The sequence below is a fragment of the Pseudomonas rhizophila genome (assembly GCF_003033885.1).
Classification (GTDB): Bacteria; Pseudomonadota; Gammaproteobacteria; order Pseudomonadales; family Pseudomonadaceae; genus Aquipseudomonas; species Aquipseudomonas rhizophila.
The window spans coordinates 1520854-1539951 of sequence record NZ_CP024081.1; the positions used below are offsets into that span (position 1 = coordinate 1520854).

Sequence of the window (19098 nt, forward strand, 5' to 3'; positions counted from 1 at the left end):
TTTATTGGGTTGACACCTATCAGGGGCGTCTATAGAATTGCGCCTCCTTTTAACGGGCGTATTGCGCTCGGTGGGAATAGCAGCCGGAGTCTGAAATCCAATGCAAAATCAGCAAATCCGTATCAGGTTGAAGGCTTTTGACCATCGCCTGATCGACCAATCCACCCAGGAAATCGTGGAAACCGCGAAACGTACTGGTGCTCAAGTGCGTGGTCCAATTCCACTGCCTACCCGTAAAGAGCGGTTCACCGTTCTGGTCTCCCCGCACGTCAACAAAGACGCGCGTGACCAGTACGAGATCCGTACTCATAAGCGCGTTCTGGACATCGTCCAGCCAACGGATAAAACCGTTGATGCACTTATGAAGCTTGATCTTGCGGCCGGTGTGGAAGTGCAGATCAGCCTCGGCTAAGACTCGGTCTTGGTCGTGTAACGCTCTGAAATGGGCGGCCATAGCGGGTGAAAGCCCCGTACACTCATGAGGTTTACAACATGACTATTGGTGTAGTCGGTCGTAAATGCGGTATGACCCGTATTTTCACCGAAGAAGGTGTCTCCATTCCGGTCACGGTCATTGAGATCGAGCCGAATCGCGTCACCCAGTTCAAAACTGAAGAGACCGATGGCTATCGTGCAGTGCAAGTCACTGTCGGCGAGCGTCGTGCTTCGCGTGTAACAGCTGCTCAAGCTGGCCACTTCGCCAAGGCGAACGTTGCCGCTGGTCGTACCGTAATGGAATTCCGCCTTGAAGAAGGCGAGTACCAGGCCGGCGATCTGATCAACGCTGAAATCTTCGCTGCTGGTCAACTGGTTGATGTAACCGGTCAGTCCAAGGGTAAAGGCTTCCAGGGTACGATCAAGCGTTGGAACTTCCGCGGGCAAGATAACACCCACGGTAACTCCGTATCCCACCGCGTTCCAGGCTCTATCGGCCAGTGCCAGACTCCTGGTCGTGTATTCAAGGGCAAAAAAATGTCCGGTCATATGGGCGCTGAGCGCGTGACCGTGCAGTCCCTCGAAGTAGTGCGCGTGGACGCTGAACGCAATCTGTTGTTGGTCAAGGGCGCTGTTCCTGGCGCTACTGGCGGCAACTTGGTTGTACGTCCAGCAGCCAAGGCTCGCGGTTAAGGGGAAGCTGACATGCAATTAAATGTAAATGACGCTCAAGCGATCGAAGTTTCCGAACTGACATTTGGCGGCGAATTCAACGAGACGCTGGTTCACCAAGCAGTCGTGGCCTACATGGCTGGCGGCCGTCAAGGTAGCAAGCAGCAAAAGACCCGTTCCGACGTTTCTGGTGGCGGTAAGCGCCCATGGCGTCAGAAAGGTACTGGCCGTGCTCGTGCCGGTACTATCCGTAGCCCAATCTGGCGTGGCGGCGGTACCACTTTTGCAGCTCGTCCTCAGGATCACTCCCAGAAGCTGAACAAGAAGATGTATCGCGCAGCAATGCGTTCCATCCTTGCTGAGCTGGTGCGTACTGATCGTCTGGTCGTGGTTCAGGACTTCGCTGTTGAAGCACCGAAAACCAAAGATCTGCTGAACAAGCTGAACGGCATGGGCCTGACTGACGTCCTGATCGTGTCTGACGCTGTTGATCAGAACCTGTACCTGGCTGCTCGCAACCTGCCACACGTTGATGTTCGTGACGTGCAAGGTTCCGATCCGGTCAGTCTGATCGCATACGACAAGGTGTTGATCACCGTGTCGGCCGTGAAGAAATTCGAGGAGCTGCTGGGATGAACCAGGAACGCGTATTTAAAGTTCTGCTTGGCCCGCACGTTTCCGAGAAGGCTACGGTTCTGGCAGACAAGAAAGGCCAGTTCGTTTTCAAGGTTGCTACCGACGCAACCAAGCTGGAAATCAAGAAGGCCGTCGAAAGCCTGTTCAGCGTGAAAGTAGAGCGCGTTACTACCCTGAATGTTCTGGGTAAGAGCAAGCGCACTGCTCGCGGTCTGGGCAAGCGTAATGACTGGAAGAAGGCAGTTATCTCCCTTCAGCCAGGCCAAGATCTCGATTTCAGCAGCAGTGCTGAGTAAGGAAGGGGTGCATCATGGCAATCGTTAAATGCAAACCGACTTCCCCTGGCCGCCGTTTTGTGGTCAAGGTGGTCAACCAGGAGCTGCATAAAGGCGCTCCTCACGCACCGCTGCTCGAGAAAAAATCGAAGTCTGGTGGTCGTAACAACAATGGCCGTATTACCACTCGTCACATCGGTGGTGGTCATAAGCAGCATTATCGTCTGGTCGACTTCCGTCGCAACGACAAGGATGGCATCGCTGCCACCGTCGAGCGTATCGAATACGATCCAAACCGTACTGCTCACATCGCTCTGCTGCTGTACGCAGATGGCGAGCGTCGCTACATCATCGCCCCTAAAGGCGTGAGTGCTGGCGACCAGCTGATCGCAGGTGCTTTGGCACCGATCAAGCCGGGCAACGCTCTGCAGCTGCGTAACATTCCAGTTGGTAGCACCGTACACGGCATCGAATTGAAGCCAGGTAAAGGCGCACAGATCGCTCGTTCCGCTGGTGCTTCGGCTCAGTTGATCGCTCGTGAAGGTGTCTACGTGACCCTGCGTCTGCGTTCTGGTGAGATGCGTAAAGTACTGGCTGAGTGCCGTGCGACCCTGGGCGAAGTCTCGAACTCCGAGCACAGCCTGCGTTCGTTGGGTAAAGCTGGTGCCAAGCGCTGGCGTGGCGTTCGCCCAACCGTTCGTGGTGTTGCCATGAACCCGGTTGACCACCCACATGGTGGTGGTGAAGGTCGTACCTCTGGTGGTCGTCATCCGGTATCGCCATGGGGCTTCCCGACTAAGGGCGCGAAGACTCGTGGTAATAAGCGTACCGACAAAATGATCGTCCGTCGTCGCAAGTAAATAGAGGGATACGACAGTGCCACGTTCTCTGAAAAAAGGTCCTTTTATTGATCTTCACCTACTGAAGAAGATCGAAGTGGCGGCGGAAAAGAACGATCGCAAACCAGTTAAGACCTGGTCGCGTCGTTCGATGATCCTGCCACAAATGGTCGGTCTGACCATCGCAGTACACAACGGTCGCCAACACGTCCCAGTTCTCGTTAACGAAGACATGGTCGGCCACAAACTGGGCGAGTTTGCCGGTACCCGCACATACCGTGGGCACGTGGCTGACAAGAAAGCCAAGCGTTAAGGGGTAAGGAAATGGAAGTAGCCGCTAAGTTGTCGGGCGCTCGAATCTCCGCCCAGAAAGCCCGCTTGGTCGCCGACCAGATCCGCGGGAAGAAGGTGGGCGAAGCGCTCAACCTGTTGGCTTTCAGCAGTAAGAAAGCCGCCGAGATCATGAAGAAAGTGCTGGAGTCGGCCGTAGCCAACGCCGAGCATAACGAAGGCGCAGATGTTGATGACCTGAAGGTCAGCACCGTTTTCGTCAACGAAGGGCGTTCGCTGAAGCGCATCATGCCACGTGCCAAAGGCCGTGCTGATCGCATCGTCAAGCGGTCTTGCCATATCACTGTCAAGGTTGCTGACAAGTAACGGAGTCGAAGAGATGGGTCAGAAAGTACATCCCATTGGCATTCGCCTGGGAATCGTCAAGGAGCACACCTCCGTCTGGTACGCAGACGGTCGGACTTATGCGGACTACTTGTTCGCTGATCTGAAGGTGCGTGAGTATCTCCAAGACAAACTAAAAAGCGCGTCCGTAAGCCGTATCGATATCCATCGTCCGGCGCAGACTGCACGCATCACCATCCACACTGCTCGTCCAGGTATCGTTATCGGGAAGAAAGGTGAAGATGTTGAGAAGCTGCGTCAGGACCTGACCAAGCAAATGGGTGTGCCTGTGCACATCAATATCGAAGAGATCCGCAAGCCGGAGCTCGACGGTATGCTGGTTGCGCAGAGCGTAGCTCAGCAGCTGGAGCGTCGTGTAATGTTCCGTCGCGCTATGAAGCGCGCTGTACAGAACGCAATGCGCATTGGTGCCAAAGGCATCAAAATCCAAGTGAGCGGTCGTCTCGGCGGTGCTGAAATCGCACGTACTGAATGGTATCGCGAAGGTCGTGTGCCACTGCACACCCTGCGTGCCGACATCGACTATGCCAACTACGAAGCTCACACCACCTATGGTGTGATCGGTGTAAAGGTTTGGATCTTCAAAGGCGAAGTAATTGGTGGTCGCCAAGAAGAGCTGAAGCCACAAGCACCAGCGCCTCGTAAAAAAGCTGCTAAGTAAGGGGTACGCCAAATGTTGCAACCAAAGCGTACGAAGTTCCGCAAGCAGATGACCGGTCACAACCGTGGCCTGGCATTGCGCGGTAGCAAAGTCAGCTTCGGCGAGTTCGCGCTGAAGTCTGTTGCTCGTGGTCGTCTCACCGCTCGTCAGATCGAGTCAGCGCGTCGTGCTCTGACCCGTCACGTAAAACGTGGCGGCAAGATCTGGATCCGTGTATTCCCGGACAAGCCTGTCACCAAGAAGCCACTCGAAGTTCGGATGGGTAAAGGTAAGGGTAACGTGGAGTACTGGGTTGCCCAGATTCAGCCAGGCAAAGTCCTGTATGAAATCGAGGGTGTTTCTGAAGAGCTGGCGCGTGAGGCTTTCGCCCTGGCTGCTGCAAAGCTGCCGCTCGCCACCTCCTTTGTTAAACGGACGGTGATGTGATGAAAGCGAATGAACTTCGTGAGAAATCAGCACAGCAGCTGAACGAGCAACTGCTCGGCCTGCTGCGCGACCAGTTCAATCTGCGCATGCAGAAAGCAACTGGCCAGTTGGGGCAGTCTCATCTGCTCTCGCAAGTTAAGCGTGACATCGCTCGCGTGAAAACTGTGCTCAACCAGCAGGCAGGTAAGTAATCATGGCTGAAGCCGAAAAAACTGTCCGTACGCTGACTGGCCGTGTTGTCAGCGACAAGATGGACAAAACCATCACCGTTCTGATCGAGCGTCGCGTTAAGCACCCGATCTACGGTAAATACGTTAAGCGTTCGACTAAGCTGCACGCGCACGACGAAACCAATCAGTGCCACATCGGCGACAAAGTCACTATTCGTGAAACTCGTCCGATGGCCAAGACCAAGTCTTGGGCGCTGGTTGATGTTCTCGAACGCGCTGTGGAAGTCTAAGGGCTAGGGGTCGGAGAAATTATATGATTCAGACTCAATCCATGCTCGATGTGGCCGATAACAGCGGCGCTCGCCGTGTTATGTGCATCAAGGTGCTGGGTGGCTCCCATCGTCGTTACGCTGGTATTGGTGACATCATCAAAGTTACCGTCAAGGAAGCAATTCCTCGCGGTAAGGTGAAAAAAGGCCAAGTGATGACTGCTGTTGTAGTCCGCACTCGCCACGGTGTTCGTCGCGCTGACGGCTCCATCATCCGCTTTGATGGCAACGCTGCTGTTCTGTTGAACAACAAGCAAGAGCCAATCGGCACCCGTATCTTTGGGCCAGTGACCCGTGAGCTTCGTACTGAGAAGTTCATGAAGATCGTCTCGCTCGCCCCAGAAGTGCTGTAAGGAGATCCGACATGCAAAAGATTCGTCGTGACGACGAGATCATCGTGATCGCCGGCAAGGACAAGGGTAAGCGCGGTAAGGTGCTGAAGGTTCTCGCTGACAACCGTCTGGTTGTTGGTGGCCTGAACCTGGTCAAGCGCCATACCAAGCCTAACCCGATGTCGGGCGTACAGGGCGGTATCGTCGAGAAAGAAGCGCCACTGCACGCTTCCAACGTCGCCATTTTCAACGGCGAAACCAACAAGGCTGACCGCGTTGGTTTCAAAGTAGAAGACGGTAAGAAAATTCGTGTCTTCAAGTCGACCCAAAAAGCGGTTGATGCTTGAACACTGCTAGGTAGAAGACCATGGCACGACTAAAAGAGATTTACCGGAAGGAAATCGCACCGAAGCTTAAGGAAGAACTTAAGCTTTCGAACGTGATGGAAGTTCCGCGCGTTACCAAAATCACCCTGAACATGGGTCTGGGCGAAGCGATCGGCGACAAAAAAGTCATCGAGCACGCTGTTGCTGACCTGGAAAAGATCACCGGTCAGAAAGTCGTTGTGACTTACGCTCGGAAATCCATCGCTGGCTTTAAAGTCCGTGAAGGTTGGCCGATCGGCGTCAAAGTGACCCTGCGCCGTGAGCGTATGTACGAGTTCCTGGATCGTCTGCTGTCGATCTCCCTGCCTCGGGTTCGCGACTTCCGCGGCCTGAATGCCAAGTCCTTCGATGGTCGTGGTAACTACAGCATGGGCGTTAAAGAGCAGATCATTTTCCCGGAAATCGATTACGACAAGATCGACGCTCTCCGCGGTCTGGACATTACCCTGACCACCACTGCTCGGACGGATGACGAAGGTCGCGCACTGCTGCGCGCTTTCAAATTCCCGTTCCGCAACTGATTGGAGTAGGAAAATGGCCAAGAAGAGCATGAAAAACCGTGAGCTGAAGCGTCAGCTCACCGTTGCCAAGTACGCCACCAAGCGTGCAGCGCTGAAAGCTATCATCGTTGATCTGAACGCAAGTCCAGAAGCGCGTTGGGAAGCTACCGTAGCACTGCAGAAGCAGCCACGTGACGCAAGCGCTTCGCGCATGCGTAACCGCTGCCGCCTGACTGGTCGTCCGCACGGCGTGTACCGCAAGTTCGGCCTCGGCCGTAACATGCTGCGTCAAGCTGCAATGCGTGGTGACGTTCCAGGTCTGGTTAAAGCCAGCTGGTAAGCACTGTCAATGTCTCGGTGTTCGGGGTCGCAAGATCCTGACCGCCGGTGACCTTGAACTTGAATCAAGCCCCTTTTGGGGCTTGATTCATTTGTGGGGTGTGTCTAGAATACCCGGCTCGCCTGAGCCCGTGCTTTTATCGCGCGGATGTACTCGGCGACACGTAGTAGCCGAAAGGCTAATTTTTTGTGTATTAGGAGCGTCTAGCCCATGAGTATGCAGGACCCGTTAGCGGACATGCTAACTCGTATCCGTAATGCCCAGATGGCTGAAAAGTCCGTCGTAAGCATGCCATCTTCTACTTTGAAGGTAGCTGTTGCCAAAGTCCTGAAGGACGAAGGTTACATTGCGGGTTATCAGATCAGCAGCGAAATCAAGCCACTGCTGTCCATCGAGCTGAAGTACTTCGAAGGCCGTCCGGTCATCGAGGAAGTGAAGCGCGTTAGCCGTCCAGGCCTGCGTCAGTACAAGTCCGTCGAGGATCTGCCAAAAGTTCGTGGCGGTCTCGGTGTGTCTATCGTCTCCACCAACAAAGGTGTGATGACGGATCGTGCTGCGCGCGCTGCCGGTGTCGGCGGCGAAGTTCTTTGCACTGTGTTCTAAGGGGGGATAAGCATGTCACGCGTCGCTAAGAACCCCGTTAAGCTGCCAGCCGGTGTCGAAGTCAAATTCGCAGGCCAACAGCTTTCGGTGAAGGGTGCCAAGGGCACTCTGCAACTGAACATCCATTCGTCCGTTGAGATTGTTGAAGAAGCTGGTGAGCTGCGTTTCGCTGCTCGCAATGGCGATCAACAGACTCGCGCAATGGCTGGTACCACTCGTGCGTTGGTAAACAACATGGTCCAAGGCGTAAGCCAAGGCTTCGAGCGCAAGCTCCAGCTGGTCGGTGTTGGTTACAAGGCGCAAGCAAAAGGCACAGTGCTGAACCTGGCTCTTGGCTTCTCGCACCCAGTGGATTATGAACTGCCGGAAGGCATCACCGCTGAGACTCCTAGCCAGACCGATATCCTGATCAAGGGCATCGACAAGCAGCTGGTAGGTCAAGTGGCCGCCGAGATCCGCGACTTCCGTCCACCAGAGCCGTACAAAGGCAAAGGTGTGCGCTACGCGGACGAAGTCGTCCGTCGTAAAGAAGCCAAGAAGAAGTAGGGCATAGCAAATGACCGACAAAAAAGTTACTCGACTGCGTCGCGCTCGCAAAGCACGCCTGAAAATGCACGAACTCGAAGTCGTGCGTCTCTGCGTGTTCCGCTCGTCGCAGCACATCTACGCCCAGGTCATTTCGGCCGACGGCAACAAAGTCCTGGCAAGTGCCTCGACTTTGGATAAAGAACTGCGTGATGGCGCCACTGGCAACATCGACGCGGCCACTAAGGTTGGCCAGCTGGTCGCTACGCGTGCTAAAGCCGCTGGCGTCTCGCAGGTGGCTTTCGACCGCTCTGGCTTCAAGTACCACGGCCGCGTCAAGGCGCTGGCTGATGCTGCTCGTGAAGCTGGGCTGGAGTTCTAAGTTATGTCAAATAACGACCAAAAGCGCGACGAAGGCTACATCGAGAAGCTGGTTCAAGTTAACCGCGTAGCCAAAACCGTTAAAGGCGGCCGTATCTTCACTTTCACCGCGTTGACCGTGGTTGGTGATGGTAAAGGGCGTGTTGGCTTCGGCCGTGGCAAGTCGCGTGAAGTGCCTGCTGCGATCCAGAAGGCAATGGAAGCTGCTCGCCGCAACATGATCCAGGTTGATCTGAACGGCACCACTCTGCAGTACGCAATGAAGTCCGCCCATGGCGCTTCGAAGGTGTACATGCAGCCTGCTTCTGAAGGTACCGGTATCATCGCTGGCGGCGCTATGCGTGCTGTCCTCGAGGTTGCTGGCGTTCAGAACGTTCTGGCCAAGTGCTACGGCTCGACTAACCCAGTAAACGTGGTTCACGCCACTTTCAAGGGTTTGAAAGCAATGCAGTCTCCTGAATCCATTGCCGCCAAGCGTGGCAAAAGCGTCAAGGAGATCTTCTGATCATGGCTACCGTAAAAGTTACGCTGATCAAAAGCATGACCGGCCGCATCCCTAACCACAAACTGTGCGTTAAGGGTTTGGGTCTGCGTCGCATCGGTCACACTGTAGAGGTCCTGGATACTCCCGAGAATCGCGGGATGATCAACAAGGCCTACTACATGCTGCGTGTAGAGGGTTAATCGATGAAACTCAATGATCTGAGTCCAGCGCCGGGTTCCCGTCGCGAAAAGCATCGTCCGGGCCGTGGTATCGGCAGTGGTTTGGGCAAGACCGGTGGCCGTGGCCACAAAGGTCAAACCTCCCGCTCCGGTGGCACCATTGCTCCAGGCTTTGAAGGCGGTCAACAGCCGCTGCATCGTCGCCTGCCGAAGTTCGGTTTCGTTTCCCTGAAGGCCATGGATCGCGCAGAAGTGCGTCTGTCCGAGCTGGCTAAAGTGGATGGCGACATCGTCACCGTGCAGTCCCTGAAGGATGCCAACGTGATCAACCAGAACGTACAGCGTGTGAAAATCATGCTGTCGGGCGAAGTTGCTCGCGCTGTCACCATCGGAAAGGGAATCGGCGCCACCAAAGGTGCGCGTGCGGCTATCGAAGCAGCTGGCGGCAAGTTCGAGGAATAAATGGCTAAGCAAGGTGCTCTCTCTGCGCTCGGCAAAGGCGGTATGTCTGAACTCTGGGCTCGTCTGCGTTTTCTGTTCCTGGCGATTATCGTCTACCGAATAGGCGCACACATCCCGGTTCCAGGTATCAACCCGGACCGACTCGCGGACCTGTTTCGACAGAATGAGGGGACCATTCTTAGCTTGTTCAACATGTTTTCCGGCGGTGCGCTGGAACGGATGAGTATCTTTGCTCTGGGGATCATGCCGTACATCTCGGCATCGATCATCATGCAACTGATGACCGCCGTCAGCCCACAGCTGGAACAGTTGAAGAAGGAAGGTGAAGCTGGCCGTCGCAAGATCAGCCAGTACACCCGCTACCTCACCGTCGTCCTTGCTCTTGTCCAGGCTGTTGGCATGTCCATCGGTCTGGCAGGGCAAGGCGTAGCGTTCACTGGTGACTTTGGCTTCCATTTCGTCGCAGTAACCACGTTTGTGGCGGGTGCGATGTTCATGATGTGGCTGGGTGAGCAGATTACTGAGCGTGGTGTTGGCAACGGTATCTCGATGTTGATTTTCGCAGGTATCGTCGCCGGTCTTCCGAGAGCGATCGGGCAGTCTTTCGAGTCTGCGCGTCAGGGTGACATCAACATTTTTGCCCTGGTTGCGATCGGTTTGCTGGCAGTAGCGATTATCGGTTTCGTGGTGTTCATTGAGCGTGGTCAGCGTCGTATTGCTGTTCACTACGCCAAGCGTCAGCAGGGCCGCAAGGTATTTGCTGCGCAGACTAGCCACTTGCCGCTGAAGGTGAATATGGCCGGTGTTATCCCGGCTATTTTTGCGAGCAGCATTTTGCTGTTCCCGGCTTCGCTGGGTGCCTGGTTTGGTCAGTCTGAAGGTATGGGCTGGCTGCAGGACATCTCGCAGTCGATCGCTCCTGGTCAGCCGTTGAATATTCTGCTGTTTAGTGCAGGGATTATTTTCTTCTGCTTCTTCTATACGGCGTTGATGTTCAATCCGAAAGACGTAGCGGAAAACCTGAAGAAGTCCGGTGCCTTTATTCCGGGTATCCGTCCAGGCGAGCAGTCGGCGCGCTACATTGATGGCGTTTTGACTCGTTTGACCTTGTTCGGTGCTCTCTATATGACGGCCGTCTGCTTGCTTCCCCAGTTCCTGGTGGTTGCGGCAAACGTTCCGTTCTACCTTGGCGGGACCTCGTTGCTGATCGTGGTCGTGGTTGTGATGGACTTCATGTCCCAAGTACAATCGCACCTCGTTTCGCACCAGTACGAATCCCTGATGAAGAAAGCCAACCTGAAGGGCTACGGCAGCGGCATGTTGCGCTGAGTAGCGTCCATAAGGTTCGAGGAGTTGGTGATGAAAGTTCGTGCATCGGTGAAAAAGCTGTGCCGTAACTGCAAGATTATTCGCCGCGAAGGCGTTGTTCGGGTAATTTGCAGCGCGGAACCGCGTCACAAACAGCGCCAAGGCTGAGTGTGATTGTGCTTTAAGCCCGGCAGCTAGTGCGCTGCCGGGTTGATTATTTGTTATTACAGCGATATTATCTCGCGCCCTATTTCTTGGCTTCCGGGGCGTAGGTAGCTGTCAATTGGAGTCCCACTGAATGGCCCGTATTGCAGGCGTTAACATTCCAGATAACAAGCATACTGTTATCTCGCTGACCTACATCTATGGTGTTGGTCGCACTACTGCACAGAAAATTTGTGCAGTGTCTGGGGTAAACCCAGCGGCAAAGATCAAAGATCTGAGCGACGAGCAGATTGAACAGCTGCGTGGCGAAGTGGCGAAGTTCACCACTGAAGGTGACCTGCGTCGCGAAATCAACATGAAAATCAAGCGCTTGATGGACCTCGGTTGCTATCGCGGTCTGCGTCATCGTCGTGGTCTTCCAGTACGCGGTCAGCGTACCAAGACCAACGCGCGTACCCGTAAAGGTCCGCGTAAGCCGATCCGCAAGTAATCGCCCCAGCGAATCGACAGGAATTTAATCATGGCAAAACCTGCTGCTCGTCCTCGTAAAAAAGTTAAAAAGACAGTGGTTGATGGCATCGCCCACATCCATGCTTCTTTTAACAACACCATCGTGACCATTACCGACCGTCAAGGTAACGCTCTTTCCTGGGCAACCTCCGGTGGTTCGGGTTTCCGCGGTTCCCGCAAGTCCACCCCGTTCGCTGCTCAAGTAGCTGCTGAGCGTGCTGGTCAAGCTGCGCTGGAATACGGTCTGAAAAACCTCGACGTTAACGTCAAGGGTCCAGGTCCGGGTCGTGAATCCGCAGTCCGCGCTTTGAACGGCTGTGGCTACAAGATCGCCAGCATCACCGACGTGACGCCAATCCCGCACAACGGGTGCCGTCCGCCGAAGAAGCGCCGCGTGTAATCCAGGAGATTGTAAAGAATGGCTCGTTACATTGGTCCAAAATGCAAACTCGCTCGTCGCGAAGGCACCGATCTCTTTCTGAAGAGCGGCGTGCGCGCGATCGAATCGAAGTGCAACATTGAAGCAGCACCTGGTATCCACGGCCAACGCCGCGGTCGCCAGTCCGATTACGGCACCCAACTGCGTGAAAAGCAGAAGGTCCGTCGTATCTACGGCGTTCTCGAGCGTCAATTCAGCGGCTACTACAAAGAAGCAGCTGGCAAGAAGGGCGCAACCGGCGAAAACCTGTTGCAACTGCTCGAATGCCGTCTGGACAACGTTGTATACCGTATGGGTTTCGGTTCTACTCGTGCCGAATCCCGTCAGCTGGTATCGCACAAGTCGATCAGCGTTAACGGTCAGACCGTAAACGTTCCGTCCTACCAGGTTCGTGCTGGTGACGTGGTTGCTGTTCGCGAGAAAGCAAAGAACCAACTTCGCATTGTCCAAGCTCTCGATCTGTGTGCCCAACGTGGCCGCGTAGAATGGGTAGAAGTAGACACTGAGAAGAAGTCGGGCGTTTTCAAGAACGTTCCTGCTCGCAGTGATCTGTCCGCCGACATCAACGAAAGCCTGATTGTCGAGCTCTACTCCAAGTAAGGGCTAGAAAATAGGTGCATCCATGCAGATTTCGGTAAATGAGTTCCTGACACCCCGCCATATTGATGTGCAGGTTGTCAGTCCAACCCGCGCCAAGATCACACTCGAGCCTCTCGAGCGTGGTTTCGGCCACACCCTGGGCAACGCGCTGCGCCGCATCCTGTTGTCCTCAATGCCCGGCTGTGCAGTAGTCGAGGCCGAGATTGACGGTGTGCTCCATGAGTACAGCGCCATCGAAGGTGTACAGGAAGATGTAATTGAAATCCTGTTGAACCTTAAAGGTCTGGCTATCAAGCTGCACGGTCGTGACGAAGTTACGCTGACCTTGTCGAAGAAGGGTTCGGGGGTGGTTACCGCTGCCGATATTCAGCTGGATCATGATGTCGAGATCGTTAACCCCGATCACGTAATCGCTAACCTGGCGTCTAACGGCGCCCTGAACATGAAGCTCACCGTAGCTCGTGGTCGTGGTTATGAACCGGCAGACTCGCGTCAGAGCGATGAAGACGAAAGCCGCAGCATCGGTCGCTTGCAGCTCGACTCTTCGTTCAGCCCGGTTCGCCGTATCGCATACGTGGTGGAAAACGCCCGTGTCGAACAGCGTACCAACCTGGACAAGCTGGTTATTGATCTGGAAACCAACGGTACCCTGGATCCTGAAGAGGCCATTCGCCGCGCTGCAACCATCCTGCAACAGCAGTTGGCTGCGTTCGTCGACCTCAAGGGTGACAGTGAGCCAGTGGTTGTCGAGCAGGAAGACGAGATCGATCCGATCCTGCTTCGCCCGGTTGACGATCTGGAACTGACTGTACGTTCGGCTAACTGCCTTAAGGCGGAAAACATCTACTACATCGGCGACCTGATTCAGCGCACCGAAGTAGAGCTGTTGAAGACTCCGAACCTTGGCAAGAAATCCTTGACTGAAATCAAGGACGTTCTGGCCTCCCGCGGTCTGTCCCTCGGCATGCGCCTCGACAACTGGCCGCCTGCAAGTCTTAAGAAGGACGACAAGGCGACTGCCTGATCGTCGTAATCACCGAACGTTGTGTTTGGTAAGGAATGAACCATGCGTCATCGTAAAAGTGGTCGTCACCTGAGCCGCACCAGCTCGCACCGCAAGGCCATGTTCCAAAACATGGCGGTGTCGCTGTTCGAGCACGAGCTGATCAAAACTACACTGCCGAAAGCCAAAGAACTGCGCCGCGTTGCTGAGCCGCTGATCACTTTGGCCAAGACAGATAGCTTGGCTAACCGCCGTCTGGCTTTCGACCGTACTCGTTCGAAAGCTATCGTTGGTAAGCTCTTCAACGACCTGGGCAAGCGTTACGCTACCCGTGAGGGTGGCTACCTGCGCATCCTCAAGTGCGGTTTCCGCGCTGGCGACAACGCGCCTATGGCGTACGTCGAGTTGGTTGATCGTGCTACCAGCGGTGAAGCTGTATCCGCTGAGTAAGTCGGCAACATACAAAAAACCGGGCCTTGTGCCCGGTTTTTTGTGCCCGGTCAAAAAGTGGCAGTCACTTCTGTTGGCTGGCTTGCGCTTGGCAATGCGACAGCATTAGATAATGACTATCGATGTCCATGATTTAATGAATTTGGATACTGTCATTAACATGATCAATACTCCTTTCCAGCCGATTAGCCGGCAGTTTGAAGACCGACCTAGGAAGATTGAGCATGAGCCAGACCAAAACGCTTACGACCGCCAGCGGCGCTCCTGTCGCCGATAACCAGAACTCTCGCTCCGCTGGCCCGCGTGGCCCGCTGTTGCTCGACGACTTCCACCTTATCGAGAAGCTCGCTCACTTCAATCGCGAGAACATTCCCGAGCGCCGTGTACACGCTAAGGGATCGGGCGCTTACGGCACATTTACCGTAACCCGGGATATTACCCAGTACACCAGCGCCAAGCTGTTTGAGTCGGTCGGCAAACAGACCCCGACGTTCCTGCGTTTTTCCACCGTGGGTGGCGAGCGTGGCTCTGCCGATACTGAGCGCGATCCACGCGGTTTCGCCCTGAAGTTCTACACCGAGGAAGGGAACTGGGACATCGTGGGTAATAACACCCCTGTGTTCTTCATCCGCGATCCGCTGAAATTCCCCGACTTCATCCATACGCAGAAGCGCCTGCCCCAAAGCAATCTGAAAAGTGCCCAAATGATGTGGGATTTCTGGTCGCATTCGCCCGAGGCTTTGCACCAGGTCACCATTCTGTTCTCTGATCGTGGCATTCCCGATGGCTACCGTCACATGCACGGCTTCGGCAGCCACACCTATAGTCTGATCAGCGCCGAGGGTGAGCGTCACTGGGTGAAATGGCACTACAAGACCAAGCAAGGGATCAAGAACCTGACGCCGGCTGAAGCTGCACGCCTGGCGGGCACCGACCCGGATTACGCTCAGCGTGATCTGTTCAATGCGATCGAGCGTGGCGATTTCCCGAAGTGGAGCGTCTGCATCCAGATCATGACCGAGGCCCAAGCGGCGGCCCATTACGAGAACCCGTTCGACGTGACCAAGACCTGGTCGCAGAAGGAGTTTCCGTTGATCGAGGTCGGCGAGTTGGAACTCAACCGTAACCCGCTGAACTACTTCGCTGAAGTTGAGCAGGCGGCGTTCGGGCCGAGCAATATGGTTCCAGGGGTTGGCCTTTCGCCAGACCGCATGCTGCAAGGTCGTGTGTTCGCCTACGCTGATGCACACCGCTACCGTGTGGGTACCAATCACCAGCAATTGCCAGTCAACGCTCCGCGCAGCCCGGTCAACACTTACCAGCGCGACGGAGCCATGGCGTTCGGCAGCAATGGCGGTGCAGCACCGAACTACGAGCCCAACAGCTACGTCGAGGCCCCCAAGCAGGCTCCGCGTTATGCTGAACCGGCCCTGGCGCTCGGTGGTTCGGCAGACCGTTACGATCACCGCGAAGATACCGACTACTACAGTCACGCCGGTGCGCTGTTCCGCTTGATGAATGATGCCCAGAAAGCGCTGCTGATCAGCAACATCGCGGGTGCGATGGCCGGTGTATCGGCGGATGTCGTCGATCGTCAGTTGCAGCACTTCTTCAAAGCGGATGTCGCTTACGGTGAAGGCATCGCGAAAGCGTTGGGCGTACAGCTTAACTAAGTCTAAACGAGAAGCAGAACCGCCCTCAATTGGGCGGTTTTTGCGTTATTTAACCGGCTTTTCTCGGATTTTCTTCGCTTTTATCGCGATAGGCGAGTGACCTTGCGGTCAGCTTGGTTCAAACTAGAGCCTTCAAAGCTTGTGGAGATGTAGGGCGATGCAAGGTCACCCAGACGTAATCGATTACCTCAACACGCTGCTGACAGGCGAACTGGCAGCCCGTGATCAATATTTCATCCACTCGCGGATGTACGAGGACTGGGGTTTTACCGAGCTCTACGAACGTATCAACCATGAGATGGAAGAAGAGGCCCAGCACGCCGATGCGTTGATGCGCCGGATCCTGATGCTCGAAGGTACGCCACGCATGCGCCCGGATGATCTGGACATCGGCACCACGGTGCCAGACATGCTCGCGGCCGACCTGCGCCTGGAATACAAAGTCCGTGCCGCGCTGTGCAAGGGCATTGAGCTCTGCGAACAGCACAACGATTACGTGACCCGCGAGATCCTGCGCATCCAGCTCAACGACACCGAAGAAGACCATACCTACTGGCTCGAGAAGCAGCTGGGCCTGATCAAGTTGATAGGCCTGGAAAATTACCTGCAGTCGCAGTTCTGATTGCAGGGAAAGGGAACGCAGAGCGTCCCAAGCTGCATTCCCACGCGGAGCGTAGGAACGATCAAACAAAAAAGCCCCTGTCATTGATGAGATGACAGGGGCTTTTTCGTGGCCGGGGAAAAATCAGTCCCGGTCACGCTCCAGCAACGGCTTGAGGTAGTAGCCAGTGTACGACTGCTTCATCTCGGCCACTTCCTCGGGGGTACCCACCGCGATGATCTGACCACCCTTGGAGCCGCCTTCCGGCCCCAAGTCCACCAGCCAGTCCGCCGTCTTGATCACATCGAGGTTGTGCTCAATTACCACCACGGTGTTGCCATGGTCGCGAAGGCGATGCAGGACGTCGAGCAATTGCTGGATATCAGCGAAGTGCAAGCCCGTGGTCGGCTCGTCGAGGATGTACAGGGTCTTGCCGGTATCACGCTTGGACAGCTCGCGAGACAGCTTGACCCGCTGGGCCTCGCCGCCGGACAACGTGGTTGCCGATTGCCCAAGCTTGATGTACGACAGCCCCACATCCATCAGCGTCTGGAGCTTGCGCGCCAGGGCCGGCACCGCGTCGAAGAACACCCTGGCCTCTTCGATGGTCATCTCGAGGGTTTCGTGGATATTCTTGCCCTTGTACTTGATCTCCAGGGTTTCGCGGTTGTAGCGCTTGCTCTTGCACACGTCGCACGGCACATAGATGTCCGGCAAGAAGTGCATCTCGACCTTGATCAGGCCGTCGCCCTGGCAGGCTTCGCAGCGCCCGCCCTTGACGTTGAACGAGAAACGCCCTGGGCCATAGCCGCGTGAACGGGACTCCGGCACGCCGGCGAACAGCTCGCGAATCGGCGTGAACAGCCCGGTATAAGTCGCCGGGTTGGAGCGCGGTGTGCGACCGATGGGGCTCTGGTCGATGTCGACGACCTTGTCCAGATGCTCCAGGCCCTTGATGCTGTCGTGGGCGGCGGCCTCCAGGGTCGTGGCGCCGTTCAGGGCCGTAGCGCTGAGGGGGAACAGGGTGTTGTTGATCAGCGTCGATTTGCCGGAGCCGGACACACCGGTCACGCAAGTCAGCAGCCCAATCGGGATGTCCAGGTCAACGTTGCGCAGGTTGTTGCCACGGGCGCCCTTGAGGCTCAGCGACAGCTTCTTGTTGCGCGGCGTACGCTTGGCCGGCACCTTGATCTTCACCCGGCCCGACAGGTATTTGCCGGTCAGGGAGTCGGGATGCGCCATGACTTCGGCGGCTGTGCCTTGGGCAACGATATGCCCGCCATGCACCCCCGCACCCGGACCGATGTCCACGACGTAATCCGCCAGGCGGATCGCATCCTCGTCGTGTTCGACCACGATCACCGTGTTGCCGATGTCCCGCAGGTGCTTGAGCGTCCCGAGCAGTCGATCGTTGTCCCGCTGGTGCAGGCCAATGGACGGTTCGTCGAGGATGTACATCACCCCCACCAGGCCGGCACCGATCTGGCTGGCCAGGCGAATACGCTGGGCTTCGCCGCCGGACAAGGTATCTGCGCTGCGATCGAGGGTCAGGTAGTCCAGGCCAACGTTCACCAGAAATTGCAGGCGCTCGCGGATTTCCTTGAGGATCTTGTCGGCAATTTCGCCCCGGCGGCCGGTGAGCTTCAAGCCGCCGAAGTAGTCGGTGGCGTCCCCAATCGGCAGGTTGGTCACCGCCGGCAGGGTTTTCTCGCCGACCCACACATGTCGCGCCTCCCGACGCAAGCGGGTACCGCGGCAATCGGGGCAGGGCTGGGTGCTGAGGAACTTGGCCAGTTCTTCGCGCACGCTGGCCGATTCGGTCTCGCGATAACGCCGCTCCAGGTTCGGCACGATACCTTCGAACGGGTGGGAGCGTTTGACGATATCGCCACGGTCGTTCAGGTATTTGAAGTCGACACTTTGTGAGCCGCTGCCGTGCAGGATGAATTTCTGCTGGTCGGCGGGCAGTTCATTGAAGGGTTTGTCCAGGCTGAACTTGTAGTGGGCCGCCAGCGACCCGAGCATCTGGAAGTAGTAGACGTTACGCCGGTCCCAGCCGCGAATCGCGCCCTCGGCCAGGGTCAGTTCGCCATTGACCAGGCGCTTGGTGTCGAAGAACTGCTTGACCCCCAGGCCATCGCAGGTCGGGCACGCGCCGGCCGGGTTGTTGAAGGAGAACAGCTTGGGTTCCAGCTCGCTGATGGCGTGGCCGCAGATCGGGCAGGCGAAGCGCGCCGAGAAGATGATTTCCTCGCCGGGCTCGTCGTCCATCGGCGCTACCAGGGCGATGCCGTCGGCCAGCTTCAGCGCGGTCTCGAAGGATTCGGCCAGACGCTGTTGCAGGTCGGCCCGGACCTTGAAGCGGTCGACCACCACATCGATCGAATGCTTTTTCTGTTTATCCAGCTTCGGCAGTTCGTCCAGCTCGCACAGCTTGCCGTTGACCCGTGCCCGAACGAAGCCTTGGGCGCGCAGTTCTTCGAAGACCATCAGGTGCTCGCCCTTTCGCTCGCGGATGACCGGCGCCAGCAGCATCAACTTGCTGCCTTCGGGCTGGGCCAGCACCAGGTCGACCATCTGGCTGACGGTCTGGGCTTCCAGCGGGATGTCGTGGTCGGGACACCGCGGAATACCGACCCGCGCATACAGCAAACGCAGGTAATCGTAGATCTCGGTGATGGTGCCGACGGTTGAGCGTGGGTTGTGGGAAGTCGATTTCTGTTCGATGGAAATCGCCGGCGACAGGCCTTCGATGGTGTCGACGTCGGGTTTTTCCATCATCGACAGGAACTGCCGGGCGTAGGCCGACAGCGATTCGACATAGCGCCGCTGGCCTTCAGCGTACAGGGTGTCGAAGGCCAGGGATGATTTGCCGGATCCGGACAGGCCGGTGATGACGATCAGCTTGTCCCGTGGCAGGGTCAGGTCGATGTTCTTCAGGTTGTGGGTACGGGCCCCACGAATCAGGATCTTGTCCAAAGTGGCCTCGCTCGGCGGGCGTCGAAAACGTAGGAGTAT

The 19098-nt window shown here is 56.3% G+C and carries 31 protein-coding genes; 30 read left to right on the forward strand and 1 reads right to left on the reverse strand.

Annotated features, from left to right (window positions below; genetic code table 11):
• The first annotated feature begins 100 nt into the window (after window positions 1–100).
• The 30 genes from rpsJ (at window position 101) to bfr (ending at window position 16101) form a co-directional block, all read left to right on the forward strand.
• On the forward strand, window positions 101–412 hold the full coding sequence (gene rpsJ, locus CRX69_RS07115) for a 30S ribosomal protein S10 (RefSeq protein ID WP_003186070.1): 312 nt from the start codon (window positions 101–103) through the stop codon (window positions 410–412).
• A gap of 80 nt (window positions 413–492) precedes the next feature.
• On the forward strand, window positions 493–1128 hold the full coding sequence (gene rplC, locus CRX69_RS07120; RefSeq protein ID WP_003186059.1) for a 50S ribosomal protein L3: 636 nt from the start codon (window positions 493–495) through the stop codon (window positions 1126–1128).
• A 12-nt stretch (window positions 1129–1140) separates the two neighbouring features.
• Window positions 1141–1743 carry a 50S ribosomal protein L4 gene (gene rplD / locus CRX69_RS07125; protein WP_003186057.1) on the forward strand — a complete coding sequence of 201 codons (603 nt, stop codon included), beginning with the start codon at window positions 1141–1143 and terminating at the stop codon, window positions 1741–1743.
• A complete protein-coding gene (gene rplW, locus CRX69_RS07130) occupies window positions 1740–2039 on the forward strand; it encodes a 50S ribosomal protein L23 (RefSeq protein ID WP_002555488.1) in 300 nt (99 codons plus the stop codon). The genes rplD and rplW overlap by 4 nt, the downstream gene beginning before the upstream one ends.
• A 14-nt stretch (window positions 2040–2053) precedes the next feature.
• Window positions 2054–2878, forward strand: coding sequence for a 50S ribosomal protein L2 (gene rplB / locus CRX69_RS07135; protein WP_003186055.1), 825 nt, complete (start codon window positions 2054–2056; stop codon window positions 2876–2878).
• A gap of 16 nt (window positions 2879–2894) precedes the next feature.
• Window positions 2895–3170 carry a 30S ribosomal protein S19 gene (gene rpsS / locus CRX69_RS07140; protein WP_002555486.1) on the forward strand — a complete coding sequence of 92 codons (276 nt, stop codon included), beginning with the start codon at window positions 2895–2897 and terminating at the stop codon, window positions 3168–3170.
• An 11-nt stretch (window positions 3171–3181) separates the two neighbouring features.
• Window positions 3182–3514, forward strand: coding sequence for a 50S ribosomal protein L22 (gene rplV / locus CRX69_RS07145; protein WP_003103908.1), 333 nt, complete (start codon window positions 3182–3184; stop codon window positions 3512–3514).
• Between the two features lie 13 nt (window positions 3515–3527).
• Window positions 3528–4214, forward strand: coding sequence for a 30S ribosomal protein S3 (rpsC, locus tag CRX69_RS07150; protein ID WP_003176422.1), 687 nt, complete (start codon window positions 3528–3530; stop codon window positions 4212–4214).
• Window positions 4215–4226: 12 nt separating this feature from the next.
• Window positions 4227–4640 (forward strand): 50S ribosomal protein L16, encoded by a 414-nt coding sequence (gene rplP / locus CRX69_RS07155; protein WP_003186052.1) that lies wholly within the window; start codon window positions 4227–4229, stop codon window positions 4638–4640.
• Window positions 4640–4831, forward strand: coding sequence for a 50S ribosomal protein L29 (gene rpmC / locus CRX69_RS07160; protein ID WP_002555481.1), 192 nt, complete (start codon window positions 4640–4642; stop codon window positions 4829–4831). Before rplP ends, rpmC begins: the two co-directional genes overlap by 1 nt.
• Window positions 4832–4833: 2 nt before the next feature.
• On the forward strand, window positions 4834–5100 hold the full coding sequence (gene rpsQ / locus CRX69_RS07165; protein WP_003194644.1) for a 30S ribosomal protein S17: 267 nt from the start codon (window positions 4834–4836) through the stop codon (window positions 5098–5100).
• A 23-nt stretch (window positions 5101–5123) separates the two neighbouring features.
• The gene (gene rplN / locus CRX69_RS07170) at window positions 5124–5492 is read left to right on the forward strand and encodes a 50S ribosomal protein L14 (protein ID WP_002555479.1); all 369 of its coding nucleotides are present in this window, start codon (window positions 5124–5126) and stop codon (window positions 5490–5492) included.
• Between the two features lie 11 nt (window positions 5493–5503).
• Entirely contained in the window at window positions 5504–5818 is a 315-nt protein-coding gene (gene rplX, locus CRX69_RS07175) for a 50S ribosomal protein L24 (protein ID WP_003186046.1), read from the forward strand.
• A gap of 20 nt (window positions 5819–5838) precedes the next feature.
• On the forward strand, window positions 5839–6378 hold the full coding sequence (gene rplE, locus CRX69_RS07180) for a 50S ribosomal protein L5 (RefSeq protein ID WP_003186044.1): 540 nt from the start codon (window positions 5839–5841) through the stop codon (window positions 6376–6378).
• A gap of 13 nt (window positions 6379–6391) precedes the next feature.
• Complete coding sequence (gene rpsN / locus CRX69_RS07185; protein ID WP_003186042.1) at window positions 6392–6697, forward strand: 30S ribosomal protein S14; 306 nt, start codon at window positions 6392–6394, stop codon at window positions 6695–6697.
• A gap of 210 nt (window positions 6698–6907) precedes the next feature.
• Window positions 6908–7300 (forward strand): 30S ribosomal protein S8, encoded by a 393-nt coding sequence (gene rpsH, locus CRX69_RS07190; RefSeq protein ID WP_017848802.1) that lies wholly within the window; start codon window positions 6908–6910, stop codon window positions 7298–7300.
• A 12-nt stretch (window positions 7301–7312) separates the two neighbouring features.
• Window positions 7313–7846, forward strand: a complete 534-nt coding sequence (gene rplF / locus CRX69_RS07195; RefSeq protein ID WP_003186039.1) for a 50S ribosomal protein L6 — start codon at window positions 7313–7315, stop codon at window positions 7844–7846.
• 10 nt (window positions 7847–7856) lie between these two features.
• On the forward strand, window positions 7857–8207 hold the full coding sequence (gene rplR / locus CRX69_RS07200; RefSeq protein WP_003186037.1) for a 50S ribosomal protein L18: 351 nt from the start codon (window positions 7857–7859) through the stop codon (window positions 8205–8207).
• A 3-nt stretch (window positions 8208–8210) separates the two neighbouring features.
• A complete protein-coding gene (gene rpsE / locus CRX69_RS07205; RefSeq protein ID WP_003186035.1) occupies window positions 8211–8711 on the forward strand; it encodes a 30S ribosomal protein S5 in 501 nt (166 codons plus the stop codon).
• Between the two features lie 2 nt (window positions 8712–8713).
• Window positions 8714–8890: a 50S ribosomal protein L30 gene (rpmD, locus tag CRX69_RS07210; RefSeq protein WP_003186033.1), complete on the forward strand. Its 177-nt coding sequence runs from the start codon at window positions 8714–8716 to the stop codon at window positions 8888–8890.
• Window positions 8891–8893: 3 nt separating this feature from the next.
• Window positions 8894–9331: a 50S ribosomal protein L15 gene (gene rplO, locus CRX69_RS07215; RefSeq protein WP_003186032.1), complete on the forward strand. Its 438-nt coding sequence runs from the start codon at window positions 8894–8896 to the stop codon at window positions 9329–9331.
• Window positions 9332–10660: a preprotein translocase subunit SecY gene (gene secY, locus CRX69_RS07220; protein WP_047229771.1), complete on the forward strand. Its 1329-nt coding sequence runs from the start codon at window positions 9332–9334 to the stop codon at window positions 10658–10660.
• Window positions 10661–10690: 30 nt separating this feature from the next.
• Window positions 10691–10807: a 50S ribosomal protein L36 gene (rpmJ, locus tag CRX69_RS07225; RefSeq protein ID WP_002555468.1), complete on the forward strand. Its 117-nt coding sequence runs from the start codon at window positions 10691–10693 to the stop codon at window positions 10805–10807.
• 130 nt (window positions 10808–10937) lie between these two features.
• On the forward strand, window positions 10938–11294 hold the full coding sequence (gene rpsM, locus CRX69_RS07230; RefSeq protein WP_047229770.1) for a 30S ribosomal protein S13: 357 nt from the start codon (window positions 10938–10940) through the stop codon (window positions 11292–11294).
• A 30-nt stretch (window positions 11295–11324) separates the two neighbouring features.
• Window positions 11325–11714 carry a 30S ribosomal protein S11 gene (gene rpsK, locus CRX69_RS07235; RefSeq protein ID WP_002555466.1) on the forward strand — a complete coding sequence of 130 codons (390 nt, stop codon included), beginning with the start codon at window positions 11325–11327 and terminating at the stop codon, window positions 11712–11714.
• An 18-nt stretch (window positions 11715–11732) separates the two neighbouring features.
• Window positions 11733–12353, forward strand: a complete 621-nt coding sequence (gene rpsD, locus CRX69_RS07240; protein ID WP_003176404.1) for a 30S ribosomal protein S4 — start codon at window positions 11733–11735, stop codon at window positions 12351–12353.
• A 22-nt stretch (window positions 12354–12375) separates the two neighbouring features.
• On the forward strand, window positions 12376–13377 hold the full coding sequence (locus tag CRX69_RS07245) for a DNA-directed RNA polymerase subunit alpha (RefSeq protein ID WP_003186012.1): 1002 nt from the start codon (window positions 12376–12378) through the stop codon (window positions 13375–13377).
• Between the two features lie 42 nt (window positions 13378–13419).
• A complete protein-coding gene (gene rplQ, locus CRX69_RS07250) occupies window positions 13420–13806 on the forward strand; it encodes a 50S ribosomal protein L17 (RefSeq protein WP_003186009.1) in 387 nt (128 codons plus the stop codon).
• 224 nt (window positions 13807–14030) lie between these two features.
• Window positions 14031–15479, forward strand: coding sequence for a catalase (locus tag CRX69_RS07255; RefSeq protein ID WP_076383443.1), 1449 nt, complete (start codon window positions 14031–14033; stop codon window positions 15477–15479).
• Window positions 15480–15636: 157 nt separating this feature from the next.
• Window positions 15637–16101 (forward strand): bacterioferritin, encoded by a 465-nt coding sequence (gene bfr, locus CRX69_RS07260; protein ID WP_025215751.1) that lies wholly within the window; start codon window positions 15637–15639, stop codon window positions 16099–16101.
• A gap of 123 nt (window positions 16102–16224) precedes the next feature.
• On the opposite strand, the gene uvrA is transcribed toward bfr, so the two are convergent.
• Window positions 16225–19059: an excinuclease ABC subunit UvrA gene (uvrA, locus tag CRX69_RS07265; RefSeq protein WP_047229768.1), complete on the reverse strand. Its 2835-nt coding sequence runs from the start codon at window positions 19057–19059 to the stop codon at window positions 16225–16227.
• Window positions 19060–19098: the final 39 nt, after the last annotated feature.

Bases quoted from the DNA above. Each gene is read 5' to 3' on its own strand.
- bfr (WP_025215751.1), top strand. From the start codon at position 15,637: ATGCAAGGTCACCCAGACGTAATCGATTACCTCAACACGCTGCTGACA.
- rpsM (WP_047229770.1), top strand. From the start codon at position 10,938: ATGGCCCGTATTGCAGGCGTTAACATTCCAGATAACAAGCATACTGTT.
- rplP (WP_003186052.1), top strand. From the start codon at position 4,227: ATGTTGCAACCAAAGCGTACGAAGTTCCGCAAGCAGATGACCGGTCAC.
- rplC (WP_003186059.1), top strand. From the start codon at position 493: ATGACTATTGGTGTAGTCGGTCGTAAATGCGGTATGACCCGTATTTTC.
- rplX (WP_003186046.1), top strand. From the start codon at position 5,504: ATGCAAAAGATTCGTCGTGACGACGAGATCATCGTGATCGCCGGCAAG.
- CRX69_RS07245 (WP_003186012.1), top strand. From the start codon at position 12,376: ATGCAGATTTCGGTAAATGAGTTCCTGACACCCCGCCATATTGATGTG.
- rplR (WP_003186037.1), top strand. From the start codon at position 7,857: ATGACCGACAAAAAAGTTACTCGACTGCGTCGCGCTCGCAAAGCACGC.
- rpsH (WP_017848802.1), top strand. From the start codon at position 6,908: ATGAGTATGCAGGACCCGTTAGCGGACATGCTAACTCGTATCCGTAAT.
- rpsQ (WP_003194644.1), top strand. From the start codon at position 4,834: ATGGCTGAAGCCGAAAAAACTGTCCGTACGCTGACTGGCCGTGTTGTC.
- rpsJ (WP_003186070.1), top strand. From the start codon at position 101: ATGCAAAATCAGCAAATCCGTATCAGGTTGAAGGCTTTTGACCATCGC.
- rpsE (WP_003186035.1), top strand. From the start codon at position 8,211: ATGTCAAATAACGACCAAAAGCGCGACGAAGGCTACATCGAGAAGCTG.
- rpsK (WP_002555466.1), top strand. From the start codon at position 11,325: ATGGCAAAACCTGCTGCTCGTCCTCGTAAAAAAGTTAAAAAGACAGTG.
- rpsD (WP_003176404.1), top strand. From the start codon at position 11,733: ATGGCTCGTTACATTGGTCCAAAATGCAAACTCGCTCGTCGCGAAGGC.
- rplN (WP_002555479.1), top strand. From the start codon at position 5,124: ATGATTCAGACTCAATCCATGCTCGATGTGGCCGATAACAGCGGCGCT.
- rpsC (WP_003176422.1), top strand. From the start codon at position 3,528: ATGGGTCAGAAAGTACATCCCATTGGCATTCGCCTGGGAATCGTCAAG.
- rpmD (WP_003186033.1), top strand. From the start codon at position 8,714: ATGGCTACCGTAAAAGTTACGCTGATCAAAAGCATGACCGGCCGCATC.
- rpsN (WP_003186042.1), top strand. From the start codon at position 6,392: ATGGCCAAGAAGAGCATGAAAAACCGTGAGCTGAAGCGTCAGCTCACC.
- rpmC (WP_002555481.1), top strand. From the start codon at position 4,640: ATGAAAGCGAATGAACTTCGTGAGAAATCAGCACAGCAGCTGAACGAG.
- rplE (WP_003186044.1), top strand. From the start codon at position 5,839: ATGGCACGACTAAAAGAGATTTACCGGAAGGAAATCGCACCGAAGCTT.
- secY (WP_047229771.1), top strand. From the start codon at position 9,332: ATGGCTAAGCAAGGTGCTCTCTCTGCGCTCGGCAAAGGCGGTATGTCT.
- rplO (WP_003186032.1), top strand. From the start codon at position 8,894: ATGAAACTCAATGATCTGAGTCCAGCGCCGGGTTCCCGTCGCGAAAAG.
- rplD (WP_003186057.1), top strand. From the start codon at position 1,141: ATGCAATTAAATGTAAATGACGCTCAAGCGATCGAAGTTTCCGAACTG.
- rplV (WP_003103908.1), top strand. From the start codon at position 3,182: ATGGAAGTAGCCGCTAAGTTGTCGGGCGCTCGAATCTCCGCCCAGAAA.
- rplB (WP_003186055.1), top strand. From the start codon at position 2,054: ATGGCAATCGTTAAATGCAAACCGACTTCCCCTGGCCGCCGTTTTGTG.
- rplF (WP_003186039.1), top strand. From the start codon at position 7,313: ATGTCACGCGTCGCTAAGAACCCCGTTAAGCTGCCAGCCGGTGTCGAA.
- rplQ (WP_003186009.1), top strand. From the start codon at position 13,420: ATGCGTCATCGTAAAAGTGGTCGTCACCTGAGCCGCACCAGCTCGCAC.
- rpmJ (WP_002555468.1), top strand. From the start codon at position 10,691: ATGAAAGTTCGTGCATCGGTGAAAAAGCTGTGCCGTAACTGCAAGATT.
- CRX69_RS07255 (WP_076383443.1), top strand. From the start codon at position 14,031: ATGAGCCAGACCAAAACGCTTACGACCGCCAGCGGCGCTCCTGTCGCC.
- rplW (WP_002555488.1), top strand. From the start codon at position 1,740: ATGAACCAGGAACGCGTATTTAAAGTTCTGCTTGGCCCGCACGTTTCC.